The 23,527-nt window shown below is 68.7% G+C and carries 25 protein-coding genes and 1 tRNA gene; 7 read left to right on the forward strand and 19 right to left on the reverse strand.

The genetic code is table 11. The annotated features are described in order from the left end of the window. Nucleotides 1-3: 3 nt before the first annotated feature. From truA to pdxR (ACWGL1_RS15095), 7 genes are all read right to left on the reverse strand, one after another. Nucleotides 4-753 carry a tRNA pseudouridine(38-40) synthase TruA gene (gene truA / locus ACWGL1_RS15065; RefSeq protein ID WP_452112436.1) on the reverse strand — a complete coding sequence of 250 codons (750 nt, stop codon included), beginning with the start codon at nt 751-753 and terminating at the stop codon, nt 4-6. After that, a complete protein-coding gene (gene fmt, locus ACWGL1_RS15070; RefSeq protein ID WP_452112437.1) occupies nt 753-1,727 on the reverse strand; it encodes a methionyl-tRNA formyltransferase in 975 nt (324 codons plus the stop codon). The genes truA and fmt overlap by 1 nt, the downstream gene beginning before the upstream one ends. 27 nt (nt 1,728-1,754) lie before the next feature. After that, a complete protein-coding gene (locus ACWGL1_RS15075) occupies nt 1,755-1,985 on the reverse strand; it encodes a hypothetical protein (RefSeq protein ID WP_291778934.1) in 231 nt (76 codons plus the stop codon). Continuing rightward, nucleotides 1,985-2,557, reverse strand: coding sequence for a peptide deformylase (gene def / locus ACWGL1_RS15080; RefSeq protein ID WP_452112438.1), 573 nt, complete (start codon nt 2,555-2,557; stop codon nt 1,985-1,987). The genes ACWGL1_RS15075 and def overlap by 1 nt, the downstream gene beginning before the upstream one ends. A gap of 72 nt (nt 2,558-2,629) precedes the next feature. After that, a complete protein-coding gene (locus ACWGL1_RS15085; RefSeq protein WP_338577858.1) occupies nt 2,630-3,037 on the reverse strand; it encodes an acyl-CoA thioesterase in 408 nt (135 codons plus the stop codon). 98 nt (nt 3,038-3,135) lie between these two features. Beyond that, entirely contained in the window at nt 3,136-3,315 is a 180-nt protein-coding gene (locus ACWGL1_RS15090) for a hypothetical protein (RefSeq protein ID WP_452112439.1), read from the reverse strand. Nucleotides 3,316-3,411: 96 nt separating this feature from the next. Then, entirely contained in the window at nt 3,412-4,878 is a 1,467-nt protein-coding gene (gene pdxR, locus ACWGL1_RS15095) for a MocR-like pyridoxine biosynthesis transcription factor PdxR (protein ID WP_452112440.1), read from the reverse strand. Between the two features lie 117 nt (nt 4,879-4,995). On the opposite strand from pdxR (ACWGL1_RS15095), the gene ACWGL1_RS15100 reads away from it, so the two are divergent. The 3 genes from ACWGL1_RS15100 to pdxY all read left to right on the forward strand — a co-directional run bounded on the left by ACWGL1_RS15100 (nt 4,996) and on the right by pdxY (nt 7,428). After that, entirely contained in the window at nt 4,996-5,232 is a 237-nt protein-coding gene (locus tag ACWGL1_RS15100; RefSeq protein WP_291778949.1) for a thioredoxin domain-containing protein, read from the forward strand. Nucleotides 5,233-5,341: 109 nt separating this feature from the next. Continuing rightward, nucleotides 5,342-6,610, forward strand: coding sequence for a serine hydroxymethyltransferase (glyA, locus tag ACWGL1_RS15105; protein ID WP_452112441.1), 1,269 nt, complete (start codon nt 5,342-5,344; stop codon nt 6,608-6,610). A gap of 17 nt (nt 6,611-6,627) precedes the next feature. Then, nucleotides 6,628-7,428 carry a pyridoxal kinase gene (pdxY, locus tag ACWGL1_RS15110; RefSeq protein ID WP_452112442.1) on the forward strand — a complete coding sequence of 267 codons (801 nt, stop codon included), beginning with the start codon at nt 6,628-6,630 and terminating at the stop codon, nt 7,426-7,428. A gap of 6 nt (nt 7,429-7,434) precedes the next feature. On the opposite strand, the gene ACWGL1_RS15115 is transcribed toward pdxY, so the two are convergent. The 4 genes from ACWGL1_RS15115 to pdxR (ACWGL1_RS15130) form a co-directional block, all read right to left on the reverse strand. Further along, entirely contained in the window at nt 7,435-8,592 is a 1,158-nt protein-coding gene (locus tag ACWGL1_RS15115; RefSeq protein WP_452112443.1) for a DegT/DnrJ/EryC1/StrS family aminotransferase, read from the reverse strand. Nucleotides 8,593-8,635: 43 nt separating this feature from the next. Next, a complete protein-coding gene (locus tag ACWGL1_RS15120; RefSeq protein ID WP_452112444.1) occupies nt 8,636-9,397 on the reverse strand; it encodes a YggS family pyridoxal phosphate-dependent enzyme in 762 nt (253 codons plus the stop codon). Next, entirely contained in the window at nt 9,394-10,530 is a 1,137-nt protein-coding gene (alr, locus tag ACWGL1_RS15125) for an alanine racemase (RefSeq protein ID WP_452112445.1), read from the reverse strand. The genes ACWGL1_RS15120 and alr overlap by 4 nt, the downstream gene beginning before the upstream one ends. A gap of 116 nt (nt 10,531-10,646) precedes the next feature. Continuing rightward, nucleotides 10,647-12,137 carry a MocR-like pyridoxine biosynthesis transcription factor PdxR gene (gene pdxR, locus ACWGL1_RS15130; RefSeq protein ID WP_452112446.1) on the reverse strand — a complete coding sequence of 497 codons (1,491 nt, stop codon included), beginning with the start codon at nt 12,135-12,137 and terminating at the stop codon, nt 10,647-10,649. Nucleotides 12,138-12,252: 115 nt separating this feature from the next. Here pdxR (ACWGL1_RS15130) and hemA point away from each other — a divergent pair, with 115 nt between their 5' ends. Next, nucleotides 12,253-13,500: a 5-aminolevulinate synthase gene (gene hemA / locus ACWGL1_RS15135; RefSeq protein WP_452112447.1), complete on the forward strand. Its 1,248-nt coding sequence runs from the start codon at nt 12,253-12,255 to the stop codon at nt 13,498-13,500. Between the two features lie 3 nt (nt 13,501-13,503). On the opposite strand, the gene ACWGL1_RS15140 is transcribed toward hemA, so the two are convergent. Together ACWGL1_RS15140 and rpmB are read right to left on the reverse strand one after the other, a co-directional pair. Beyond that, a complete protein-coding gene (locus ACWGL1_RS15140) occupies nt 13,504-15,195 on the reverse strand; it encodes a M1 family metallopeptidase (RefSeq protein ID WP_452112448.1) in 1,692 nt (563 codons plus the stop codon). A gap of 105 nt (nt 15,196-15,300) precedes the next feature. Beyond that, nucleotides 15,301-15,597 carry a 50S ribosomal protein L28 gene (gene rpmB / locus ACWGL1_RS15145; protein WP_291778975.1) on the reverse strand — a complete coding sequence of 99 codons (297 nt, stop codon included), beginning with the start codon at nt 15,595-15,597 and terminating at the stop codon, nt 15,301-15,303. A 228-nt stretch (nt 15,598-15,825) separates the two neighbouring features. Between rpmB and ACWGL1_RS15150 the strand changes: the two genes are divergently transcribed. After that, nucleotides 15,826-16,311 carry a DUF3617 domain-containing protein gene (locus ACWGL1_RS15150; RefSeq protein ID WP_452112449.1) on the forward strand — a complete coding sequence of 162 codons (486 nt, stop codon included), beginning with the start codon at nt 15,826-15,828 and terminating at the stop codon, nt 16,309-16,311. Nucleotides 16,312-16,364: 53 nt separating this feature from the next. On the opposite strand, the gene ACWGL1_RS15155 is transcribed toward ACWGL1_RS15150, so the two are convergent. From ACWGL1_RS15155 to fdxA, 3 genes are all read right to left on the reverse strand, one after another. Further along, nucleotides 16,365-17,606 carry a benzoate/H(+) symporter BenE family transporter gene (locus tag ACWGL1_RS15155; protein ID WP_452112450.1) on the reverse strand — a complete coding sequence of 414 codons (1,242 nt, stop codon included), beginning with the start codon at nt 17,604-17,606 and terminating at the stop codon, nt 16,365-16,367. Between the two features lie 196 nt (nt 17,607-17,802). Next, complete coding sequence (locus ACWGL1_RS15160) at nt 17,803-18,342, reverse strand: CarD family transcriptional regulator (RefSeq protein WP_291778987.1); 540 nt, start codon at nt 18,340-18,342, stop codon at nt 17,803-17,805. A 309-nt stretch (nt 18,343-18,651) separates the two neighbouring features. Beyond that, nucleotides 18,652-18,993, reverse strand: a complete 342-nt coding sequence (fdxA, locus tag ACWGL1_RS15165) for a ferredoxin FdxA (RefSeq protein WP_003166185.1) — start codon at nt 18,991-18,993, stop codon at nt 18,652-18,654. 169 nt (nt 18,994-19,162) lie between these two features. Here fdxA and ACWGL1_RS15170 point away from each other — a divergent pair, with 169 nt between their 5' ends. Then, the gene (locus tag ACWGL1_RS15170) at nt 19,163-19,813 is read left to right on the forward strand and encodes a YceI family protein (RefSeq protein WP_291778991.1); all 651 of its coding nucleotides are present in this window, start codon (nt 19,163-19,165) and stop codon (nt 19,811-19,813) included. Here the strand turns inward: ACWGL1_RS15170 and ACWGL1_RS15175 are convergent. Both ACWGL1_RS15175 and ACWGL1_RS15180 read right to left on the reverse strand, forming a co-directional pair. Further along, nucleotides 19,810-20,094, reverse strand: coding sequence for an RNA-binding S4 domain-containing protein (locus tag ACWGL1_RS15175; RefSeq protein WP_291778995.1), 285 nt, complete (start codon nt 20,092-20,094; stop codon nt 19,810-19,812). The two genes, ACWGL1_RS15170 and ACWGL1_RS15175, sit on opposite strands and share 4 nt — an antisense overlap. Then, nucleotides 20,091-22,610, reverse strand: a complete 2,520-nt coding sequence (locus tag ACWGL1_RS15180) for a helicase-related protein (RefSeq protein ID WP_452112451.1) — start codon at nt 22,608-22,610, stop codon at nt 20,091-20,093. Before ACWGL1_RS15180 ends, ACWGL1_RS15175 begins: the two co-directional genes overlap by 4 nt. 284 nt (nt 22,611-22,894) lie before the next feature. On the opposite strand from ACWGL1_RS15180, the gene ACWGL1_RS15185 reads away from it, so the two are divergent. Continuing rightward, nucleotides 22,895-22,971, forward strand: a tRNA-Arg gene (locus ACWGL1_RS15185). A 79-nt stretch (nt 22,972-23,050) separates the two neighbouring features. On the opposite strand, the gene ACWGL1_RS15190 is transcribed toward ACWGL1_RS15185, so the two are convergent. Further along, on the reverse strand, nt 23,051-23,227 hold the full coding sequence (locus ACWGL1_RS15190) for a hypothetical protein (protein WP_312218230.1): 177 nt from the start codon (nt 23,225-23,227) through the stop codon (nt 23,051-23,053). Nucleotides 23,228-23,527 lie beyond the last annotated feature (300 nt).

Consider the following 23,527-nt stretch of genomic DNA (forward strand, 5'->3'; position numbering starts at 1 on the left):
GGGTCAGGCCTCGGCCTCATAGGTGACGCCCGTCAGATAGAGACCGTCTGACGGCGCCACCGGGCCGCATCGCGCGCGGTCCCTGGCCGCCAAGGCATCGGCCAGATCGGCCGGGCTCCAGCGATTTAGGCCCACTTCGACGATGCTGCCCGTCATGGACCGCACCTGACGGTGCAGGAAGCTGCGCGCCTCGAACACCAGATGCACCTCTTCGCCGACGCGGGAGACGCGGGCGACGTCCAGCGTCTTGAGCGGGCTGGCCGCCTGACAGGCGGCGTCGCGGAAGGTGGTGAAGTCGTGATGGCCGATCAGGTGTTGCGCGGCGGCGTGCATGGCCTCGGCGTCCAGGGGCTTCCTGACGTGCCAGACACGGCCCCGGTCCAGCGCCGGACGGCCGGGCCGGTTCAGGATGCGATACAGGTATTTGCGTCCGTTGGCGGTGAAGCGGGCGTGCCAGTCGTCGCTGACGGGCGTGCAGTCCAGCACCGCCACGGCCTCCTTCACCAGATGGGCGTTCAGGGCGTTCATCACCGTCTGCGCCGGCCAGTCGCGCTCCAGATCGACATGACAGGTCTGGCCCGTGGCGTGGACGCCCGTGTCGGTTCGCCCAGCGGCGGCGATGCGCACGCTCTGGCCGCTGAAGGCGGCGATCGCCGTCTCGATGGCGCCCTGCACGGTCGGCTGGCCGACCTGGGCCTGAAAGCCGTTGTAGGCCGAGCCGTCGTATTCGATGGTGAAGCGGTAACGGGGCATTATCCCTGGGGGCCGCGATCAGAAGGCTCCGCCTTCTCGACCCGATGCGGCCCGTCCAGAACCACACCTGCCGGAACCGGAAAGCCGCGCAGCATTTCCTCGGCCGATTGCGCCGCCTTGCCGGGACGCTGCACGCGGGTCAGGCGCACCGCGCCGTCGCCGCAGGCGATGGTCAAGGCGTCGTCCAGCACCTGACCGGGCGCGCCTTCGCCTTCAGCCAGGACCGACATCAGCGCCTTGACGCGGACCGGCTCGCCGTCGGCCTCGACCTCGAACCAGGCGCCGGGGAAGGGCGACAGGCCGCGGATGTGGGCGTCCACCTCTGCGGCCGGGCGGCTCCAGTCGATGCGGGCTTCGGCCGAGGTGATCTTCTTGGCGTAGGTCGGCTCGCCCGTCTGCTGCGTCTCGGTGAAGCCGCCGCGTTCGATGGCGGCCAGGGCGCGCGGCCACAGGGCGGCGCCGACATGAGCCATGCGGTCGCCCAGAGAGGCCGCCGTGTCGTCGGCGTGGATGTCCATCAGTTCGGATAGGATGATGGCGCCTTCGTCCAGGCCTTCGCTCATCCGCATGATCTGGACGCCGGTCTGACGGTCTCCGGCCATGATGGCGCGCTGGATCGGAGCGGCCCCGCGCCAGCGCGGCAGCAGCGACCCGTGGAGGTTGAAGCAGCCCAGACGCGGCGCCTCCAGCACTTCAGGCTTGAGGATCTGGCCGTAGGCGACGACGCAGGCGGCGTCGAGGTCCAGGCTCTTGAAGACGTCGATGGCTTCGGCCGCCTTCATGCTCTCGGGCGTGAACACCGGCAGACCCATGGCCTCGGCGAAGGCGTGAACGGGCGACGGCGTCAGCTTCTGGCCCCGGCCCTTGGGGCGCGGCGGCTGCGAATAGACGGCGACGATCTCGTGCCCCGAGGCGATCAGCTCGGCCAGGGACGGCACGGCGAAGTCGGGGGTTCCCATGAAGGCTAGGCGCATGGGCACGCCTTTAGACCGTGGGGCCGATTACATCCAGCGGGTATAGACGCCGCCGCCCTCGTCCCACTCGCCGCCAGCGTCTAGGGCGTCGTCGAAATCGAGCAGGCGGTCGATGACCAGACCCGCCACCACGCCGACGGCGGCGACAGCCAGCAGGGTCGCCAGACTGGCCGCGCCGACCTTCTCGTTGCGGGTCAGGCGGCGACGGCCCCCTCTATTGACGGTTCTCGGATCAATGTTGCGGGTCTTGCGAGCCATCAGGCGGCCATCCTCGCTTGCTTCTTGACCTTGGCGACCGCGCGGTCTCGGCGCAGGCGCGACAGGTGGTCGATGAACAGGACGCCGTTCAGATGGTCCAGCTCGTGCTGGAAGCAGACGGCGTACAGGCCTTCGATCTCTTCTTCGATCGTCTCGCCCTGATAGTTCATGTAGCGCACGCGCACGCGCGCCGGACGCTCGACCGCGTCGTAATAGGTCGGGATCGACAGGCAGCCTTCCTCATAAGAGAACATCTCCTCGGACGACCACAGGATCTCGGGGTTGACGAAGAAGCGCGGGTTGCGGCGCTCCAGCGCCTCTTCCTCGGTCTGCGGCTCGTCAGAGGCGCCCTCGACCGGCTTGTCGTCCAGGTCCATGACGACCACGCGGGTCAGCTCGCCGACCTGCGGCGCGGCCAGGCCGATGCCCGGCGCGTCGTACATCGTCTCCAGCATGTCATCCATGAGGGCGCGCACGGCGTCGGTGACGCCGCCTTCCACGGGCGCGGCGACAGTCTTCAGGATCGCCAGATCGGCGGCGTTATCGATAGTCAGGATACGACGAATGGCCATGCGGGGGAGGTAGGGCCGCCGCCCCCGAACGTCAAGAATTACCGACTGTCGGGCTGGGACTTCCGATCAGCGTCAGGCCGGGGGCACTTCGCGCGGCTTGCGGTCCTGATCGATGGCCACATAGGTGAAGACGCCCTCGGTCACGCGGACCGACTGGGCCTCGGCCTGGCCGCGCGCTCGTTTCCAGGCCTCGACGTGGACGCGGATCGAGGTGCGGCCGACGCGGATGATCTTGGCGTAGATGGAGACTTCGTCGCCGACCGAGACCGGCTGGTGGAAGACCATGCCGTCCAGGGCCACGGTGGCGCAACGGCCACCCGCGCGCTCGAACGCCGGGGTCGCCCCGGCCAGGTCCATCTGCGCCAGCAGCCAACCGCCGAAGATATCGCCTTCCGGATTGGTGTCGGCGGGCATGGCGATGACGCGGCCGACAGGCTGGCCTTCGGGCAACAGGGCGGCGGCTTTGTCGGCGTCGGACACGGATGACCTCTCGGGCGGCTTCGTCAGGGCCGGTTCATGCGCCCTGACCTGGAATGACGCAAGTCATTGGCCGGTTGCGGCCTCCGGAGATCACGGCTTCAACCCGAGCAGACGGCGACGACGCCGATGACGGCGGCGGCGACCGCCACCGAAAGCGGCAGGACGAAGATCTGGATCAGGGCGGTGCGCCGCGTGGCGCCGCCCTCGGGCTTGTCCTCGCCCTCGAAGAGTCGGCGTGGCCGGGGCGAGGTCGTCTTGCGGCTGGACGGCGGCATCATCTTGAACCCTTTCAGACCCATGCGGCGACGGCCGCGATCAGGTCTGAGGGTGGCGACAAGCCGGATGGTCCAGAAGTTCCAGTTTGGATTGATCGATCAGGCCGGTTGCGCCGCCTTCAGCCGGTCGACGGCGCGCACCAGTTCCGTCTCATCCAGACTGGCGAAGCCGATGCGGAAGGCGTTGGCGGCGGGACTCCCCTTGGGGGTGGGTTCAAGCTGGAGCTGGCGGCCGTGGGTCAGGATCAAGCCGGATCGCTCAGCCTCGGCGGCCCAGGCGGCGGCGTCGATGTCCGGGTTCACGCGGAGCCACAGGGCAAGCCCGCCCGCCGGTTTGTCGAAGGCGACGGCGCCGTCCAGCCGGGCGGCGATCTCGGCGCACAGCAGGTCGCGGCGCTGCTCATAGATCTTGCGCGCCTTGCGGGCGTGGCGGCCCAGGTCGCCGTCGTCGATCAGCCGCGCCAGCGCCCGTTCCAGCGGCAGGTCGCCCTGACGGTCGATGGCTTCGCGCCGCGCGGTCATGGCCTGGACCAGGTCTGGCGCGCCTGTCGCATAGCCGATGCGGACCACGGGCGAGAGCAGCTTGGACACCGATCCGATATGGATGATGCGGTCCTGATCGCGAACCTGATTCAGGGCTCGGGCGGCCAGCGGCAGGACCGGGCGGCCCTCGAAACGGTATTCGTGATCATAGTCGTCCTCGATCAGGATCAGGCCATGACGACGCGCCATTTCCAGCAGGCGCAGGCGCCGCCCGGCGCCCAGCGTCACCGTGGTCGGGAACTGATGATGGGGCGTGACATAGACGGCGCGGATGGCCGGGTCGCGCGCGAGCAGCGCCTCCAGCCGTTCGACGTCCAGCCCCTGCGCATCGACCGGGGCGCCGACCACGCGGGCGCCTGCGGCGCGAAACGCCTTCCAGGCCAGCGGATAGCCGGGATCTTCGACGGCGATGGCGTCGCCGGGGTTCAGGGCGGCGGCGGCCAGAAACAGGGCCATCTGGCTGCCGCGCGTGATCAGGATGTCGTCGGCGCTGACCGTCAGGCCGCGCTCGGCCGACAGATAGCGGGCCAGCGCCGTCCGCAGCGACGGCGCCCCGCGCGGGTCGCCGTATCCGGGCAGCGACTTCAGTTCGGCGCCGGTCAGCGATCGGCGGAACGCTCTGGCCAGCTCCAGTCCCGGCATCAGGCGCGCATCGGGCGCCCCGTCGGAGAACTGCATCGGCGGCGGCGCGGGCCGGGTCTGCGGCAGGGGCGAGGCGAAGCGCGCGGCGGCGGGGCGAGCGCCCCAGTTCTGCGTACCCAGATCGGGCAGGTCGCGGGCGACGAAGGTGCCGCGCGACGCCTCAGCCGTCAGCCAGCCCTGCAGCACCAGTTCCTGATAGGCGGCGTCGACGGTGTTGCGATGAACGCCCAGCGTGCGGGCCAGGGCGCGGGTGCCGGGCAGACGGTCGCCGGGTTTCAGCCGTCCACGCTCGATCTCGCGTATCACCGACCCCGCCAGATTGATGAACAGGGGCCGGGCGGGGTCTTCGATCAGTTCAATGACGACGGCGCTGCGTCCCATAATCCGGCCTATCAGGTTTCAGTAAAGCGGCTCTTCTGACAGGGCCGATAGGCCGGGTATCCCACGCGCATTCCCAGGCAGCAACACCGCTGCGGGATCAGAAACAAGGGATAGGCCATGGCCGAGAAAGCCGTTTTCTATCACGCAGGCTGCACCGTCTGCGTCGACGCCGAGCAGCGCTTCGTCGGCGCGCTGAACCCGGCGGCCTATGATGTCGAGGTGGTTCACCTGGGCGAGGCGCCGCAGCGTCTGGCCGAAGCCGAGGCCGCCGGCGTGCAATCGGTTCCGGCCATCGTCATGGGCGGCGCCGTCTATCACATCAATCACGGCGCGGACCTTTCGGCCCTGCGTTGACGCTCTTCGGCCCGGCTTCACTCCCCCGAAGCCCGGCCGCTAGGCGGGTCGGCGACCCTCCTCCTCACAGGCCGACCCGCCCCTTTTTCATTTGGACGGCGGAGACGACATGGTTTTCGATCTGGCGACGCGGGCTCTGGACCCGGAATTGGCTCATGCCCTGGCCCTGGAGCAGAAACGCCAGCAGGACAGCATCGAGCTGATCGCCTCCGAAAACATCGTCAGCGCCGCCGTGCGTCAGGCGCAGGGCTCTGTCCTGACCAATAAATACGCCGAAGGCTATCCGGGACGCCGCTACTACGGCGGGTGCGAGGCGGTCGACATCGCCGAGAAGCTGGCCATCGAGCGCGCCTGCACCCTGTTCGACACGGCCTACGCCAATGTCCAGCCGCACTCGGGCGTCAACGCCAACCTCGCCGTGCTGTTCGCCCTGATCAAGCCGGGCGACCGCATCATGGGGCTGGACCTGGCCTGCGGCGGCCACCTGACGCACGGCTCGCCCGTCAGCCTGTCGGGCCAGTGGTTCGAGGTCAGCGCCTATCGGGTGCGCGAGGATGACGACCTGATCGACTATGACGACATGGAGCAGCGCGTTCTGCAGGACCGGCCGCGCCTGATCTATGCGGGCGGCTCGGCCTATCCGCGCCGCATCGACTTCGCCCGGATGCGCCAGATCGCCGACAAGGTCGGGGCATACCTGGTGGCCGACGTGGCACACTACGCCGGGCTGATCGCGGCGGGCCTCTATCCCAATCCGACGCCGCACGCCCATGTCACCACCTCGACTACGCACAAGACCCTGCGCGGCCCGCGCGGCGGCCTGATCCTGTGCAACGACCCGGAACTGGCGCGGCGCATCGACAAGGCGGTCTTCCCCGGCACCCAGGGCGGGCCGCTGATGCACGTCATCGCCGGCAAGGCGGCGGCCTTCCACGAGGCGCTGCAACCGGACTTCGTCGAATACTCCAAGGCGGTAATCGAGAACGCCCGCGCGCTGGGCCAGACGCTGGCTGACGGAGGCTTGCGCCTCGTGTCGGGCGGGACGGACTGCCATCTGGTGCTGGTCGACCTGCGCCCCTTCGGCCTGACCGGCAAGGCGGCGGTCGAGGCGCTGGAGGATCACGGCCTGATCGCCAACAAGAACTCGGTCCCCTATGACACGGCCTCACCCATGGTGACGTCGGGGCTGCGGCTGGGCTCGCCGTCCTCGACCTCGCGCGGGTTCGACGCCGAGGCGTTCCGCACGGTCGGCGGCATGATTCTGGCCATCCTCAAGGGTCTGCGCGACGGCGATCTCGACAGCGCGGCGGTGAAGGCGCAGGGAAGAGAACTGACGCGGGCCTATCCGATCGCCGGACCGGCGCTGACGCCCGCTTAAGGAGGTTCCGAACGCGCGTGCGGGTCATCTCGATTCAAAGTCAGGTCGTCTACGGCCACGTCGGCAACAGTGCGGCCGTCCAGCCTATGCAGGCCATGGGGCTGGAGGTGGCGGCGGTGCCGACCACCTTGCTGTCCAATCACCCGCACTATCCCACCATGCGCGGCCGGATTCTGGAGACGGAACTGGTCGCCGACCTGCTGCTGGGGGTCGAAGAGCGCGACCTGCCCATGACATCCGGGGCGGTGGTGACGGGCTATATGGGCTCGGCCGCCAATGCGGCGGCGACGGCGGGTTTCCTGCGGCGCTGGAAGGCGAAGAACCCCGCCCTGCTGCACATCTGCGACCCGGTGATCGGCGACGATGATCTGGGCGTCTTCGTCGCCGAGGGCCTGATCGAACAGTTCCGCGACGAGCTGACGCCGATGGCCGACATCATCACGCCTAACCAGTTCGAACTGGGCCGACTGGTCGGTGAACGGCCCGATACGGTCGAGGGGGTGATCGAGGCGACACACATCCTGAACGCGCGCGGCACGGAGCGGACGGTGGTGACGGGCTGCGTCCTGACCGACACCGCGCCCGGCGAGGTCGAGACGGTGACTGTCGAGGGCGGCGTCGCCCATCGCACCTCCATCCCCCGCATCCCGATCCGTCCCAGCGGCACCGGCGACCTGTTCACCGCCTATCTGACCGGCTGGTTGATGCGCGGCGAAAGCCTGCCGCAGGCCGCCGCCCGCGCCACCGCCGGGGTCCAGACCGTTCTGCTGCGGACCCAGGCGGCGGGCGCCTTCGAGATGCGCCTGACCGAGGGCTGAAAGCCCTCAGCCGAAGCTAGCAACGGCGGCGATCACCCGGTCTTGCACGGCCTCGTCCAGATAGGCGCTCATCGGCAGGCTGATGACGCGCTCGGCCTTGGCCTCGGTCACGGCCAGACCTCCGGGGCCGACCGGGTGCTGGCGATAGGCGGGCTGGCGGTGCAGCGGGATCGGATAATAGACGGCGGTGGGCACGCCTCGCGTTTTCAGATGGGCAGCCAGCGCGTCGCGGTCGTCATGCTCGACGGTGAACTGGGCCCAGACCGAGCGGCCGCCGGGAATGACCACCGGCGTCGCCGCCACATGACCGGCCAGCCCCTGCACATAGCGTTCGGCGATGCGGTTGCGGCGCTCGATCTCGTCCGGGAAGATCTTCAGCTTCTCCAGCAGGACGGCGGCCTGTAGCGTGTCCAGCCGCCCGTTCATGCCCAGACGCGGGTTCAGATATTTGGGGTCGTGGGCGAAGCCCTGCGCCGCTGCGTCCGCCGCTGTCGCCTGACCGTGGACGCGCAGGGAAACGAGCTGATCCATCAGCGCCGGTTCCTTCAGCAACACCGCCCCGCCGTCGCCGTAGGCGCCCAGCGGCTTGGCAGGAAAGAAGCTCAGCGTCGTGGCGTCGGCCCAGTGGATCGGGTGATGGCCGTTCAGGGTGCAGCCGAACCCCTGCGCCGAATCCGCGATGAGCTTCAGCCCGTGTTTTTGTGCGATCTGCGACAGGGCGGGATAGTCGGCGGGCTGGCCGAACAGGTCCACGGCGATGACGGCGCGGGGCTTCAGCACGCCCTCGCGCTCGACCGCCTCCACGGCGGCGCGCAGGTGGTCGGGGTCCATCGTCCAGGTGTCGGGGCAGATGTCGATGAAGACCGGCGTGGCGCCCGCCAGCGCGACCACCTCGGCCGTGGCGGCGAAGGTGAAGGCGGGGCAGAAGACGGCGTCGCCCGGCCCTACGTCCCACGCCATCATCAGCAGCACCAGCGCATCCGTCCCGTTGGAGCAGGACAGGGCGTGCGGCGCCTGGCCGAAGTCGCACAGGGCCTGTTCAAAGGCGCCGACCGCCGGACCCATGATGTACTGGCCGCTGGCCGCGACCTCCATCAGGGCGGCGTCGATGGCCGGGCCGATGCGGCGGCGCTGGCTGAGAAGATCGATGAAGGGAATGGTCACGCGTCGATTACTCCGGGGAGGGGGAGAAAAGCCGGCCCGGCTTTCAGGCCAGACCGGGCCAGTAGTGGGCGTTCGGCGTCGGGCGCGGGCCGAAGATGGCCTGGCCGACGCGCACCACGGTCGCGCCTTCGCGCACGGCCAGTTCGTAGTCGCCGGTCATGCCCATCGACAGGCCGGTGATGCGTGCATCGATGCGCTCGGCCTGGTCGCGCAGGGACCGCAGCAGGGTGAAGCAGGGCCGCACCCGATCCGCATCGTCGCTGAATATGGCCAGCGTCATCAGCCCCTGCGGCTTCAGCCGGGGGAAGGCTTCCAGCCGTTCGATGAAGTCCAGCGCATCATCGGGATGCAGGCCGAACTTGCTCTCCTCGCCCGAGGTGTTGACCTGGACATAGACCTTCATGTCGCGGCCGTCGGTCTCCAGTCGCTTGTTCAGCACCTCGGCCAGCTTGAGGCTGTCCAGCGCATGAAACTCGTCCGCCAGACGGGTCAGGTATTTGACCTTGTTCGACTGAAGGTGGCCGACGACGTGCCAGCGCATCGACAGATCGGCCATGGCCTCGGCCTTGTCGCGGGCCTCCTGCAGCTTGTTCTCGCCGAAGTCGGTGACGCCCGCCGCCCAGGCCAGACGCAGGATCTCGGCCGGAACCGTCTTGGTGATGGGCAACAGGCGGACGCTGTCGATCGGCCGCCCCACCTGTTCGCAGGCGGCGGCGATGCGGCGATGGACCAGCGCCAGATTGGCGGCGAACCGCTCGCGCGGATCAGAACCAAAGCGTTCGAGATTTTCAGGCGAAAGGGTCACGAAACATACTCCCGACACAGGCGGCGGCCCAGCCGCGCGATGACTTCATAGTCGATGGTCGCGCCGTCCAGCGCCAGCTGTTCCGGCGTGCGGTTGGGGCCGAGCAGCTCCACCTGATCGCCCGCTTTCAGCGCATCAGGCGGCAGGGCGCTGATATCCACGACCAGACTGTCCATCGAGATGCGCCCGACGAAGGGCAGCAATCGCCCCTCGAATGCAGCGGCGCCGCTCGCCGACAACTGGCGCGGCCAGCCGTCGGCATAGCCCACGCCGATGGTCGCCAGACGCATTCCCTTCGCCGCCGTGACGGCCCAGCCGTAGCCGACGCCCGCGCCCGCAGGCACGGCGCGGGTCTGGATGACGCGGCCCGTCACCTCGACCACCGGCTGCATGGCCTTGGCCGAGGGCGAGGCGTCCAGCCCGAACAGGGCGGCCCCGACCCGGCACAGGTCGTAGTGATAGTCTTCGCCCAGCCAGCACCCGGCCGAGTTGGCCAGCGAGCGTGGGATACCCGGTGGCGCGTGGGCCAGTATGCGCTCAAAGGCCTGACGCTGGCGCGCATTGCCTGCGTGGCCGGGCGTGTCGGCGACGGCCAGATGGCTGAGGATCAGGCGCGGTTCGATCCAGCGGATCGGGCCATCGGGGTCGAAAGCCCATGCGGCGTCTTCGGGCGGCAGGCCCAGCCGCGACATACCGGTGTCGAACTGGATCGCCGCCGCCAGCGGCCGCCCGACGGCCCGGCCCAGACGCGCCCAGCTCTCCATCTGCTCGCGGCTGTTCAGCACCGGGATCGCCCCGGCGGCCAAGGCGGCGTATTCGGCGCCCGGCGCCAGGCCGTTCAGCACGAACAGTTCGGCGTCGGCGGGCAGGACGCGGCGCAGATCCACCGCCTCGAACAGATGGGCGACGAAGAAGGCCCGGCACCCGGCGTCATAGAGGGCGGGCGCGATGCGGGCCGCGCCCAGACCATAGGCGTCGGCCTTGACCACGGCGGCGCAGGCGGCGGGCGCGATCCTGTCGCGCATGGCGCGATAGTTGGCGGCGACGGCGCTTAAGGATACGCGAATCCGGCCGCCGCCGTGGTCGGATCGGCGGCCCGGCTGGTCGGTCGGGAACAGGGCGAGGGCAGGCAAGGGACAGAAGCTTTCACGGCGTCGGCTGACCGCCGACCTCCGCACCCTAGCGGGCGCTGTCCCGGCCATTCCCCGCCACGTCGGCGCAGATCGTCAGACCGCTTTGTAAGCGCCGATCACGCGGGGAAGATTTTTACCAGCCGATCGACAGCGGCGTCGATCTCGGCCGGGGTCGAGGCGGCGAAGCCCATCAGCCAGCCGGGACGGCCCGCGCCCGCGTCGTGCAAGGGCGTCAGCCCGGTCAGGTGAACGCCGACGCGCCGGGCCGCGCGCACCGCCTCGGCCTCGTCGAAGCCGTCCTTCAGGAAGCAGGGCATCTGCAACCCTCCGGCGGGCCGGTCGGGCGTGACGACGTGGGGCAGGCGCGCCGTCACCGCCGCCTCCAGCGCGTCCAGCCGTTCCGCATAGACGCCGCGCATGGTGCGGACATAGGCGCCGAACCGGCCGTCCTCGATGAAGCGGGCCAGCGTCAGTTGCGCCACCGAGGCGGTGAAGCCGTCCATCAGGCTGCGCGCCGCGACCATCGGCTCGACCAGCGGGCGCGGCAGGATCAGATAGGCCAGCCTCAGACCCGGAAACAGCGACTTGGTGAAGGTGCCCAGATACAGGGTCCGGTCATGCGGGTCCAAGCCCTGAACGCAGGCGGTGGGTCGCCCGGCATAGTGGAACTCGCTGTCGTAATCGTCTTCCAGAATCCAGGCGTCATGCTCGGTCGCCCACTGGATCAGCGCCAGCCGCCGGTCCAGCGACAGGGTGCGCCCCGTCGGAAACTGGTGCGAGGGGGTGACGAAGACCGCCCGCCCGTCCTCACGACGCGCCAGCAGGTCGTCGGTCCGCAGTCCCTGCGCGTCGACCGCCACGGGCAGGCGTTTCAAGCCTGCCGCATCCAGCGCCTTGGCGGCGCCCTGATAGGCCGGGTCTTCGATGAAGACGCCGTCGCCGGGATCGGCCAGCACCCGCGCGCACAGGGACAGGGCCTGCTGCGAACTGGTCAGGATCAGGATCTGGTCGGGATCGGCCCGCGCCCCGCGTTCCAGGTTCACATAGCCGGCGATGGCGCGGCGCAGGCGTGGATGGCCCTGCGGATCGCCGTGGTGCAGGGCGGCGGCGCCCTCCTCGCGCAGGGTCTGGCGGTGCAGTCGGTCCCACTGGGCGAAGGGAAATAGCCGCGTCTCCGGCACGCCGGGCGAGAAGGCCAGCGGGGCGTAAGGGTCGCGCAGACCCCCACTGTCGGCCATCGCCTGCCCGCGCTTGCTCAGGGGCGGCGCTGTCGTCGGCTGCAGGGCGGGGCGGCGGCCCGCCGGGCGCAGCACCCCGCGCTTCAGGCCCAGTTCGGTCAGCTCGCAGACGAAGCTGCCGCTGCCGACGCGCCGCTCGATGAAGCCCTCGGCGTGAAGCTGGGCATAAGCTGTCTCGACCGTGTCGCGCGATACGCCCAGCGATCGGGCCAGCGTCCGCGACGAGGGCAGGGGTCGCCCCGCCGTCAGCGACCGCTCGACGATCAACTGGCGCACGGCGCGCTGGATGCGGGCGTGCAGGGGCAGGCCGGACTGGGCCGGGTGGTCCATGAAAGCCTGAACCGATTCCAGTTGGGCGCGCTTCAGCAATGGTCTGCGGCTTCTTTCCAAAGTGGCCGGAATGATCCGGCCAATCTAGCGTTAGGTGTCACGCCCCCGGCGGGATGGCAATATCGCCGCCCGTCCTGTGATGGGATGTGATGTCATGGGCGCTTTCGATTTCGCCGACTTCTTCAGCCGCGATCTGGACGATCTGAAGCAGGAGGGCCGCTATCGTGTCTTCGCCGATCTGGAGCGGCTGGCCCCCGACACCCCCTATGCGCGCGATCACCGACGCGGGCGGACCATCATCATCTGGTGCTCGAACGACTATCTGTCGATGGGCGTCCACCCCGAGGTGGTCGAGGCGGCGCAAGGGGCGATCCGCACCTATGGCGCGGGCGCAGGCGGCACGCGCAACATCTCGGGCACCAGCCATGAGCACGTCCTGCTGGAGCGCGATCTGGCCGATCTGCACGGCAAGGAAGCGGCGCTGCTGTTCACATCGGGCTATGCGGCCAATGACGCGGCCCTGTCGACGCTGGCGTCGCGCCTGCCGGGAGCGGTGATCTTTTCCGACGCCCTGAACCACGCCTCCATGATCGAGGGGATGCGCCGCTCGGGCGTGGAGAAGCACATCTTCGCGCACAACGACTGGCGCGATCTGGACCGGTTGATGAGCGGGGTCTGCCGCTACCGGCCCAAGCTGGTCTGTTTCGAGAGCTGCTATTCGATGGACGGCGATTTCGCCCCCATCGCCGCCATCTGCGATGTGGCCGAAAAGCACGGCGCCTTCACCTATCTGGACGAGGTTCACGCCGTGGGCCTGTACGGCGCGCGCGGCGCGGGCGTGGCCGAACGCGACGGCCAGTCGCACCGCATCAGCATGATTCAGGGCACCCTCAGCAAGGGGTTCGGCGCCATGGGCGGCTATGTGGCGGGCGATGCGGCGGCGGTCGATTTCGTGCGCAGCCATGCGCCGGGTTTCATCTTCAGCACGGCCCTGCCGCCCTCGGTGGTGGCCGGGGTGCGGGCGGCCCTGCGCCATCTGAGGGCTGGCGCCGCGCCGCGCCGGGCGCTGGTCGCGCGCGCCGCCTCGATCAAGGCGGGGATGCAGCGACTAGGTTTGCCGGTCCTGCCCAGCCCCAGCCATATCCTGCCGGTGATGATCGGCGATGCGGCCACGGCGCGGGCGGTGACGGACGCCCTGATGGATGAGCACGGCGTCTATATCCAGCCGGTCAACTTCCCCACCGTGCCGCGCGGGACCGAGCGGTTGCGCGTCACGCCGACGCCGCTGCACAGCGACGACGACGAGGATCATCTGCTGGGGGCGCTGGCCGCCGTCTGGGCCGACAACGCCGACTGGCGCCGGTTCGCGGCTGAGGCCCTGCGGACGCTGGAACCAGCCTGAGCCTCAGTCGGCGGTCGAGGCTTTCCACCGCTCCAGATACTCCAGCCGCCTCAGCACCTTTGAGCCGGGGTCCAGCAGGATGTGCGCGCCGGGCGGCGCTTCGAACGTCGCGCGGCCGTCGGTCATGGGCAGGGCGCGTAAGAGCCCATCCACCTCAACCTCGACCGGCAGGGGGAAGGGGCGGCTGTTTCCGGTCTTCCACTCCAGCGTCACCTGGTCGCCCTGCCGCGTCATGATCAGATCGGGCAGGGCGGCCTGATAGAGGTAGGCGTCGAAGAACCAGCCCAGGTCGCGCCCGGTCACCTCGTTGACGATGGTCACGTATTCCGGCGTCGTGGCGTAGCGCGGCTGGAAGTTCCCCGGCCGCGGATCGGGGCGGCCATAGACCAGGCGACGCAGGCTCTCATAGAAGGCGTCGTCGCCGATATGCAGGCGCAGGGTGTGGGCGATCAGCGCCCCCTTGTAATAGAGATCCAGCGCCGGGCCGGTCTTGTCGTCATAAACGGTCCCCGCGTCCTGCGGCTGGCCGGACACGACCGGGAAGCGGTTGGCCAGCGTCAGCCGCATGGTCTGAAGTTCGGCCTGCATGGCCCGCTCGCCGTTCAGCCAGCGGGCGTAGAGGGGCTGCATGTATGTGCCGAACCCCTCATGCAGCCACATGTCGTCCCAGTCGGCGTTGGTCAGCTGATTGCCGAACCACTCGTGCGCCAACTCGTGCTGCAGCAGCCAGTCGTAGCCCTTGCCGTCCAGCTTGTAGCCGTTGCCATAGGCGTTGATGGTCTGGTGCTCCATGCCCAGGTGCGGGGTCTCGACCACGCCCATCTTCTCGTCGCCGAAGGGGAAGGGGCCGATGGTCGCCTCATAGAAGTCGAGCATCTGCGGGAACTCGTCGAACAGCGCCTGCGCCTTGGCCGGGTCGGCTGAGGCCAACCGCCAGAAGCGCAACGGAATCACGTTCCCGAACCGGCTCTGATAGTCGGCGGCCATTTCCACATAGGGACCGACGTTCAGGCTGATGGCGTAGGTGTCGGGCTGGCGCGCGGTCCAGTTCCAGGTGGTCGTGCCGTCGCCGTTGTCAGCCTTGCCCAGAAAGCGGCCGTTGGCGGGGGCGCTGAGGCTTGAGGGGACGGTGATGTGAAGGTCGACCCGCTCCGGCTCGCCCTGTGGATGGTCGATGCACGGCCAGAACAGGTCGCAGCCCTCGCCCTGAACCGCGCTGGCGATCCACGGCTGGCCGTCGGGCGTCGTGGTCCAGACGAAGCCGCCGTCCCACGGCGCGCGCTTGGCCTGATGCGGGCGGCCGGAATAGGCGATGCGGACGGAAACGCTGTCGCCCGCTGTCAGGGGCCGGGGCAGGGGGATGGTCAGCCGTCCCTCGGGGTTGGACCAGTCGGCGACCGCCTGCCCGTCCACGGTGATGGCGGCGATGGCGAAGACCGCGTCGAGTTCGACCACGACCGCCGCCGTCAGCGTCGTGGCGGTGAAGTCGAGGACAGCGACGCCTTCCAGCGACTGGCCTTCCGGCAGCAGCCTGAACGACAGGTCCGCCTTGTCGAAGCGCAGGGCCAGTTGTTCCGCCGTGCGCGGCGTGCCGCTGGACAGGGTGAAGGCGGTGGTTTCGCGCGCCGCCTCCTGCGCCAGAACGGGCGAGGTCAGCAGGGCCGTGGTCAGGCAGAGGGCGGCGAGAGGGCGCAAGGCTGAGGCTCCGGCTGGACGAGCCCTGAGGGTAGCGGGAGCGCGCGCAAAAGAAAAAGGCCGGTGTTTCCACCGGCCTCTTCAAAATCCGTCAGTCGACGCCGATCAGGCGGCGGCTTGCTCGGCCAGCTTGGCGCGGACCTGGCGCTTGATGCGCAGGGCGGCGGTCGACAGCTGCTCGTCGCGGGCCTTGACGATGAAGGCGTCCAGGCCGCCCTTGAAGTCGAGGGTGCGCAGCGCGGCGTTCGAGATGCGCAGCGAGAAGGTTTGGCCCAGAGCGTCCGACTGAACCTTGACCGTCTTCAGCGACGGCAGGAAACGGCGCTTGGTCTTGATGTTGGAGTGGCTCACGTGATTGCCGACCATGGGGCCGATACCGGTGAGTTCGCAGCGACGCGACATCTTAAGATCCTCAAGGTCACATCCGCCATACCGGTGCGGACGCATGAAACAGGGACGCAGCGAGCGACGGGGCCCGCGCGAGAGGGGGCCGTATAGAGGAAGGACTCGCTGGGCGTCAAGACTGGAGTCGTCATCCCGAGCGACAGAGTCATTGTGAAGGCGAGGGATCGCCTTCGTTCAGCAGTCGTTCAAGCCGTGACTATATAGAGCAGACCCATGATGAGTCCCATGAACGGCAAATCGATGAAGACCTTGATCCCCTTCGCCCGCCTGATGGCGGTTGCCGCCCCGGTGGTCGCCGGGGCCGTCATGCTGGCCGCGCCTGCGTCGGCGCCCCAGGCGCAGTCGGCCGCCCAGTCCGAAGTCCTGCCCGGATACTGGGAATACACCACCAGCGTCATGGGCGCGCGCGACACTGAGCAGAAGTGCGTGCGGCCCAGCGAGATCAACCGCTTCTTCGGCGGCCTGTCGACGCGCAAGTGGGAGTGCACCTATCCGACGCGTCAGGTCGGCGACGGCCGCGCCCGCTTTGAAGGCAGCTGTCAGGACCGGAAGGGTCGCCGCATCAATGTGCGCCTGAACGGCACCTATGAGGAACAGGCCTTCCGCTTCAACGGCGGCGCCCAGCTGGCGCGCGGCACGCCCTACATCCCCGCCAGCATCACCGCGCGACGACTGGCCGCCCAGTGCCCGGCCGGGGCGGAATATTTCTGATCTACGCAAAAAGCACGGAGGCCGGGATGGGTGTCCCGGCCTCTTTTTTCGTCTCAGCGGGCCGGGCGTTCCGGCGTGACGCGACTGGACAACAGGCCCTTGGCCCATGTGACGAGTCCGCCGGTCAACGCCGCATAGGCGATCAGGCCGATCACCAGCCCCCAGAAGGCCCCGCCGATCCCGAACAGCTGGATATTGGCCGCCGCCGCCAGAAAGGTGATCAGGGCCGCCTCGCGCGATGACGGCTCGCTCAGGGCGCCCGCCAGACTGCCGCCGATGGCGCCCAACAGGGCCAGTCCCGCCAGCGTGGTGATGAAGACGGCGGGCAGGGCCATGAAGACCGCCGCCAGCGTCACCCCGAACACCCCGATCAGGATGTAGAACACCCCCGCCGCCACGCCCGCGATCCAGCGCCTGGACGGGTCTTCATGCGCCTCCCTGCCGGTGCAGATGGCGGCGGTGATGGCGGCCACGTTGAAGGCGTGCGAGCCGAAGGGCGCCATCAGCAGCGACCCCAGCCCCGTCACCGTCACTAGCGGACTGGCGCTGACCTGATAGCCGTCGTTCCGCAGCACCAGCATCCCCGGCATATACTGGCCCGTCAGGGTGATCAGGAACATCGGAATGGCCAGACTGAGCAGGGCCTTGAACGAGAAGGCCGGCATGGTGAAGACCGGCGCCGCAAGCTTCAGTTCCAGCCCTGACAGGTCGACTCGTCCCTGCGTCAACAGGAAGCCCAGCCCCAGCACCAGTATGCCCACCACCGCATAGCGGGCGGTGAACCGCTTCAGCACGACGTAGGTCAGGATCAGCAGACCCGCCAGCAGAGGATCGACGCCCACGCCGCCGAAGGCCTGAACTCCGAACGGCAGCAGTATCCCCGCCAGCAGGGCGGCCGCGATGGCGGGCGGGATCAGGCGGATCACCCTGTCGAACCCGCCCGACAGCCCCAGAACCACGAAGGCGGCCGCTGAAATCAGATAGGCGCCGATCGCCTCGGCATAGGATGCGGCGGCCAGCGCCGTGACCAGAAAGGCTGCGGCCGGCGTCGACCATGCGGTGATGATCGGCGCCTTGTAGCGCCAGCTCAGCCACAGGCCCGTCGTCCCGACGCCGATGGAGATCGACCAGACCCATGACGCGGTCAGTTCAGGGCTGAGACCCGCGACCCTGGCCGCTTGGAACACCAGGATGAAGGTCCCGCCATAGTTGACGATGACCGAGATCAGCCCGGCGACGACCGGGTGCAGCAGATCGCTCCATCGCAGGGATGGAGAGGGGGCGGGTATGGACATGGAGCGGAGCCTCTGCGAACGACGATGCGCGCGCTCCTAGAGGATCAATGGCCGGTCCAGCCTGTCCATTTAGGCGTAGTTGAGCAGACCATTTCGTTTCTTCGGCGGCGCGTGGGCGCGCTGGATTCGGCCTCAGCCATGAAAAAGGCCCGGCGTCGCCGCCGGGCCTTTTGTCGATACGCCATCGCGCCTGAAATCAGGCGGCTTCGGCCTCGGCGGCCGAGGGGACGGGCTTCTTGGCGCTGAGCGACTTGCCCAGCAGGGCCATGGCGGCGTCCTTGTCGATCTTGTTGGCGGCGGCGACTTCGCGAGCCATGCGGTCCAGGGCCGATTCATAGAGCTGGCGCTCGGAATAGGACTGTTCCGGCTGGGTCTCGGCGCGGTGCAGGTCGCGGACCACTTCGGCGATGGAGATCAGGTCGCCCGAGTTGATCTTGGCTTCATACTCCTGGGCGCGGCGCGACCACATGGTGCGCTTGACGCGGGCGCGGCCCTTCAGGGTGGTCAGGGCCTTGGACACGGTGTCGTCGGCGGCCAGGGTGCGCAGACCGGCGGTCTTGGCCTTCTTGGTCGGGACGCGCAGGGTCATTTTCTCGTGTTCGAAGGTCACGACATAGACTTCCAGCGCCATGCCGGCGACTTCCTGAGTCTCGATCGCGGCGACCTTGCCGACGCCGTGCGCGGGATAGACCACCGCATCGCCAACCTTGAATTCCAGACCGGTCTTGCTCGTCATGTCATTCCTTTCCCGAACCGAAGGGAGAGATCGTCGCCGCGTCTTTCGAAAGCAAAAACCGCCCTTCCGCCGGACCTGGGTCAGGCGGTTGAGCGGAAGGTCGCATTGTCAGACGCGAAAGCGGATCACCGAACCTCTGGCCGACCCCGTCCTCGCGGCGAGGTTCTGTCGTAAATGCGGGCGGCGCGCAGGACTGCGGAACCGCCCGTTTCGAATAGGGAGGAACCTATCATAAAATTAGGAAATCTCAAAACATCCACAGGGCGGTCGACGACAGCCGGCACATTGTGACTGCATTGTGGCGAATTCTTAGGAGCCCTTGCCCGGCTTGGGGCTGAAATACTTCTCGAACTTGCCGGTTTCGCGCTCATACTGCTCGCGATCCGCCGGGGGCACGCCCTTGACCGTAATGTTCGGCCAGACCTTGGCGTATTCTGCGTTGACCTGCAGCCACTTGCCGTCGGGTTCGTCCTCGGTGTCGGGGACGATGGCGTCGACGGGGCATTCCGGCTCGCATACGCCGCAGTCGATGCACTCGTCGGGGGCGATGACTAGGAAGTTCTCGCCCTCATAGAAGCAGTCCACCGGACAGACCTCGACGCAGTCCATGAACTTACATTTCACGCAGGCGTCGGTGACGATGTAGGTCATGGCGTTCGGGCGGGCCTGTGGCAGCGAGGAGGTCGAGGGCGGGCACATGGCCCCGACGGAACCAACTGTCAACCGAAGGCGCTGTTGCAAAGCTGTTCAGGCTCGACGGCGCCGGGCCGCGCTTCATCTTCGTGACGCCGGATCACCATCCGCTCGGAGGCCTGTCCCCATGCGTTTCAACCAAGGTTTCATCACCCATTCCGCCGTTGGCCGCATCGGCGCGGCCAGTCTGGCCTTGAGCCTTCTGGCCGGCGGCGCGGTCGTCGCCCAGGCCGCCCTGACCAGGGTTCCGTCCGAGGTCCAGTCCGGCGACTACAAGCTGGATCCCGAGCACGGCAAGATCACCTGGTCGGTCGATCACCTGGGCTTCTCCACCTATGTCGGCCAGTTCGTGAACGTCCAAGCCGAGCTGAAGCTGGACCCCGCCAACCCGTCCGCCAGCACCCTGACCGCGACCATTCCCTTGACGGACGTGGCGTCGAATTCGGACGGGCTGAACCGTCATCTGCAGACGGCGGACTTCTTCGACACCGCCAACCACCCGGTCGCGACCTTCCGATCGACCCGGATCGTGGTCGACCCCGACGACCGCGACGAGGCCACGGTCCATGGCGACCTGACCCTGCACGGCGTCACGCGCCCGGTGGTCATGGAGGTCGAGTTCAACCAGGCCGGCCCGACGCGCGGCGGCTACAAGGCCGGCTTCGACGGCGAGGCGACGATCAAGCGGTCCGACTTCGGCATCACCTTCGGCCTGCCGGCCCTGGGCGACGAGGTGAAGCTGCACATCGAGGGCGAGTTCGTGAGGGCGGCGGGCTAGTCCGCCGTGTCCAGCGGCTCATAAAGCGCGCGGGCTTCCTCGGCAGGTCCGCGCCGTTCGCCCATCTGCACCACGCGAACGGCGATCAGCCGCCCGCCCTGGGCGAACATCACCTCGTCGCCGGGATGGACGCTGCGGCTGGGCTTGTCGAGGCGGGTCTGAGCGCCGTTGTGCGTCAGGCGGATGGCGCCCTTCTCGACCATGGCGGCGGCCAGGCTGCGCGTCCTGGCGAAGCGCGCTCGCCACAGCCAGACGTCGATGCGGCAGCTCTCCAGGCTCATTCAGCGGCCTTGCCGCCCGCCGTCCGCCGAGGACGCCGACGTGGCCTGCGCGCCGTCTTGGGCTTGGCGGCGGGGCGCACGGGCTGCGTCAGTTGGGCCAGGGCGGCGAAGGGGGAATCCTTGGGCGGCGGCGTCGGCTTGCCCGGGCGCGGCGCCCGTTCGGCGCGCGGAGTGCGAAGGGCGGCGTGGATCGCCCTGGCCTGATCCGCCGTCCAGCCGAGCGCGTTCAGCGCTTCATCCGACAGCGGCGCCTTGCCCGCCGCGCGCTGGGCCTCGGCCAAGGCCTCCAACGCCTCGACCGGGGCGGTCCAACGGTCGACCGCGCGTCGTCCGAACGCCGACAGGGCGCGCGCTGACGGCGGCGGCTCCGGCAGATTTAGGAGGCCATCGCCCGCCAGCCCCTTCGTCGCCTCGCGCGGCAGGAAGGCCTGAGCCAGGGCGGCGCAGCGCGGCTTCATCACGCCGGGCAGCCACACCGAATGGGCGCCGACCCGGATGGCGAAGGTCTTCAGCGTGCGCCGCTCATGCTGGCTCAGGGCCGCCAGATCGCGCTCGACCTCGCGCCGGGGGATCAGGCCGCCCGCCTCGATCAGTCGGAACGCCAGTCCGCGCGGCAGGCCGGTCAGGTCGCCGCTCTCGATCGCGTGGCGCAGGCGTTTCAGCGGCTTCAGCGCCCGCCCGGCCTCGCCCGCCAGCCAGGCCTCCATGCGCCGCTCGGCCCGCTCACGCGCCGGGACCGGCCCCAGCTCGCCCAGCAGCCGCACGCGCGGCGAGAAGGGGTCTTCGTTGGTGATGCGCCCGGTCTGGGCGCCGGTCCACAGCACGCCGCCGTCGGGTGTGAGGGAAAAGGCCGCGTCGTCGTCCGCCGCCAGCCGTCCCAACCGCCGCGCCACCTCCGGTCCCACGGCCCGCGTCGCCGCCTGCCGCAGCGCCCGGTCGGCCATGGCCGAACCGCCCGCATCGACGGTGAAGCAGACGCCGTCCAGATGACCGACGACCTCGCCCTCGACCGTGACCTCGCCGTCCTCGGCCACGCCCGCCACCACGTCCGACCGCACGTTCAGCGCCCGCATCAGGGCCGCCGTGCGCCGGTCGACGAAACGCGCCGTCAGCCGTTCGTGCAGCACGTCGCTGAGTCGTTCCTCCAACGCCTTGGTCCGGTCGCGCCATTCCTGTGCCCCTGCCATCCAGTCGGGCCGGTTGGCGATGTAGCTGAGCGTCCGCACCCCCGACAGCCGCGCCGAAAGCTGGTCGATCTGCCCGTCGTCGCGGTCCAGATCGTTGAAGCGCGGCGCCACCCAGTCCTCGGTCAGCCGCCCGCGACGGCTGGTCAGGGCGGTGAAGATCTCCTTCGACAGGCGGGCGTGTTCGTCCAGGGTCGTCTTCTGGAAGTCCGGCAACTGGCACGCCTCCCACAGCCGCATCAGGGCTCCGCGCGAACGGGCGATCTTCCTGACGTCCTCATCGACCGCGAAGCGCCGCAGCAGGGTCTCGTCCAGCGCCTGGGCCGTCAGCCGCAGGCCGTGCCGATCCGGCGTCACGGTCAGGGACCGCAGCAGGTCGGGCAGCGTATCGAAATCCAGCCGACCGCAGCGCCACTCGGCCGCCTCGACCGGATCGAAGCGGTGCTCGACCACCTGTTCGACCAGATCCTCGTCCAGCTCTTCCGCCTCGCCGGTGACGCCGAAGGTGCCGTCGCGCAGGTGTCGCCCCGCGCGCCCGGCGATCTGGCCGATCTCGGCGGCGTGCAGCCAGCGCGTGCGCCGCCCGTCGAACTTCCGCAAACCGGCGAAGGCCACATGGTCCACGTCCATGTTTAGCCCCATGCCGATGGCGTCGGTGGCGACCAGGAAGTCCACCTCGCCCGACTGGAACAGCTCGACCTGGGCGTTGCGGGTGCGCGGACTGAGCGAGCCCATGACCACGGCCGCCCCGCCCCTCTGACGGCGCAGCAGTTCGGCGATGGCGTAGACCTGCTCGGTCGAGAAGGCGACGACGGCGCTGCGGCGGGGCAGGCGGGTCAGCTTCTTCGATCCGGCGTAGCTCAGGGTCGAGAGCCGGTCGCGGGTGACGATCTCCGCATCCGGAACCAGCGACCGCATCAACGGCGCCATCGTCCCGGCCCCCAGGAACATGGTCTCGAACCGGCCGCGCGCGTGCAGCAGTCGCTGGGTGAAGACGTGGCCCCGCTCGGGATCGGCGACCAGCTGGATCTCATCCACCGCCAGAAAATCGACGGACCGCTCCAACGGCATGGCCTCGACCGTGCAGACGAAGAAGGCGGGACGCGCCGGGACGATCTTCTCCTCGCCGGTGATCAGGGCGACCGAGGCCGCCCCGCGTCGCTTGACGATCCGCTCATAGATCTCGCGCGCCAGCAGGCGCAGCGGCAGGCCGATCATGCCCGAGGCGTGGCCCAGCATCCGCTCGACCGCCAGATGGGTCTTGCCGGTGTTGGTGGGGCCCAGGATCGCCGTGACGCGCGAAGGGGCCATGCCTGCGGAACGGTCGCTCATGACCGACCCAAGGTGGCGAACCGCGTCGGCTTTCACAAGCGCCGCAGCGGTAGGATGCGAACGGAGAGTGAAGGGTAAGCGGAACCTTACCGGCGCCTGGAACACGGGCGAAACGAATCATGACCGAATCAGCGACGTTCGCCGATTCAGGCTTTGTTCCCTACTAGGGATTGTAGCTTAACGGCCTTTAACCACAAGACGAAACCGGGGCGGGCGCCTTGGCGCTCGCCAAGTCTCCCCGAGGGCTTCCCTGCGGCGGCAACCTCCTTTAGGCAGTGCGCCGTGGCCCCGTAGCTCAGCTGCATAGAGCAAGGCTTTCCTAAAGCCGAGGTCGGAGGTTGGAGTCCTCCCGGGGTCGCCATTCCCCTTTGTTTTCGACGGATCCGGGCGGGTCGACAGGCCGCGAACCGGGCTCCGGTTGGGCCGAAGCCAGGCGGGCTCTAGACGATCTTCTCCAGGGCGCGATCATACCGTTCTCGTGCAACCGCCAGGGTGGCGCGCGCCTGGGTCTTGGCCGACGGCTCGTCCAACTGGCGGCGGTACGCCTCATGCGCGGCGCGTAGGCCCTCAAGGGCGTTGTCCCACTCGACGTAGATGGGGGCGTTGTAGTCGATCATCCCTCTGATCCTCCCGTGGACATGGAGGGGGAACGGATGTCGGGCCGCCTCGGTCATGCGGCTAATCTTCGCGCCTCGCCTGACGTTGTTCGGCCATGCGGGAAAAGCGGGGTCGGGCGAGGGCTTAGAACAGCAGGTAGGATCCGAGTTCGACGATGAAGACGACGTCCGCGATCACCAGCGCGGCGAGAATGGCGATCAGGATGTAGTGCGGTTCGGGGCGTGCTGAGTGGTCGTTCATGGCGCTCTCCTTCCGAGAAGCAATGCTCCAGCACGCCAACCGATCCTGAAATTCTGCGA

Source organism: Brevundimonas sp. NPDC055812, from assembly GCF_053616535.1.

What these genes read in the sequence shown, in the direction of transcription:
- ACWGL1_RS15155 (WP_452112450.1), bottom strand. Translation starts at nt 17,606, where the DNA reads ATGTCCATACCCGCCCCCTCTCCATCCCTGCGATGGAGCGATCTGCTG.
- ACWGL1_RS15170 (WP_291778991.1), top strand. Translation starts at nt 19,163, where the DNA reads ATGCGTTTCAACCAAGGTTTCATCACCCATTCCGCCGTTGGCCGCATC.
- ACWGL1_RS15075 (WP_291778934.1), bottom strand. Translation starts at nt 1,985, where the DNA reads ATGGCTCGCAAGACCCGCAACATTGATCCGAGAACCGTCAATAGAGGG.
- ACWGL1_RS15160 (WP_291778987.1), bottom strand. Translation starts at nt 18,342, where the DNA reads ATGACGAGCAAGACCGGTCTGGAATTCAAGGTTGGCGATGCGGTGGTC.
- glyA (WP_452112441.1), top strand. Translation starts at nt 5,342, where the DNA reads ATGGTTTTCGATCTGGCGACGCGGGCTCTGGACCCGGAATTGGCTCAT.
- truA (WP_452112436.1), bottom strand. Translation starts at nt 753, where the DNA reads ATGCCCCGTTACCGCTTCACCATCGAATACGACGGCTCGGCCTACAAC.
- ACWGL1_RS15150 (WP_452112449.1), top strand. Translation starts at nt 15,826, where the DNA reads ATGAACGGCAAATCGATGAAGACCTTGATCCCCTTCGCCCGCCTGATG.
- ACWGL1_RS15175 (WP_291778995.1), bottom strand. Translation starts at nt 20,094, where the DNA reads ATGAGCCTGGAGAGCTGCCGCATCGACGTCTGGCTGTGGCGAGCGCGC.
- ACWGL1_RS15180 (WP_452112451.1), bottom strand. Translation starts at nt 22,610, where the DNA reads ATGAGCGACCGTTCCGCAGGCATGGCCCCTTCGCGCGTCACGGCGATC.
- fdxA (WP_003166185.1), bottom strand. Translation starts at nt 18,993, where the DNA reads ATGACCTACATCGTCACCGACGCCTGCGTGAAATGTAAGTTCATGGAC.
- hemA (WP_452112447.1), top strand. Translation starts at nt 12,253, where the DNA reads ATGGGCGCTTTCGATTTCGCCGACTTCTTCAGCCGCGATCTGGACGAT.
- ACWGL1_RS15190 (WP_312218230.1), bottom strand. Translation starts at nt 23,227, where the DNA reads ATGATCGACTACAACGCCCCCATCTACGTCGAGTGGGACAACGCCCTT.
- pdxR (WP_452112440.1), bottom strand. Translation starts at nt 4,878, where the DNA reads ATGGGACGCAGCGCCGTCGTCATTGAACTGATCGAAGACCCCGCCCGG.
- ACWGL1_RS15100 (WP_291778949.1), top strand. Translation starts at nt 4,996, where the DNA reads ATGGCCGAGAAAGCCGTTTTCTATCACGCAGGCTGCACCGTCTGCGTC.
- def (WP_452112438.1), bottom strand. Translation starts at nt 2,557, where the DNA reads ATGGCCATTCGTCGTATCCTGACTATCGATAACGCCGCCGATCTGGCG.
- ACWGL1_RS15090 (WP_452112439.1), bottom strand. Translation starts at nt 3,315, where the DNA reads ATGATGCCGCCGTCCAGCCGCAAGACGACCTCGCCCCGGCCACGCCGA.
- fmt (WP_452112437.1), bottom strand. Translation starts at nt 1,727, where the DNA reads ATGCGCCTAGCCTTCATGGGAACCCCCGACTTCGCCGTGCCGTCCCTG.
- rpmB (WP_291778975.1), bottom strand. Translation starts at nt 15,597, where the DNA reads ATGTCGCGTCGCTGCGAACTCACCGGTATCGGCCCCATGGTCGGCAAT.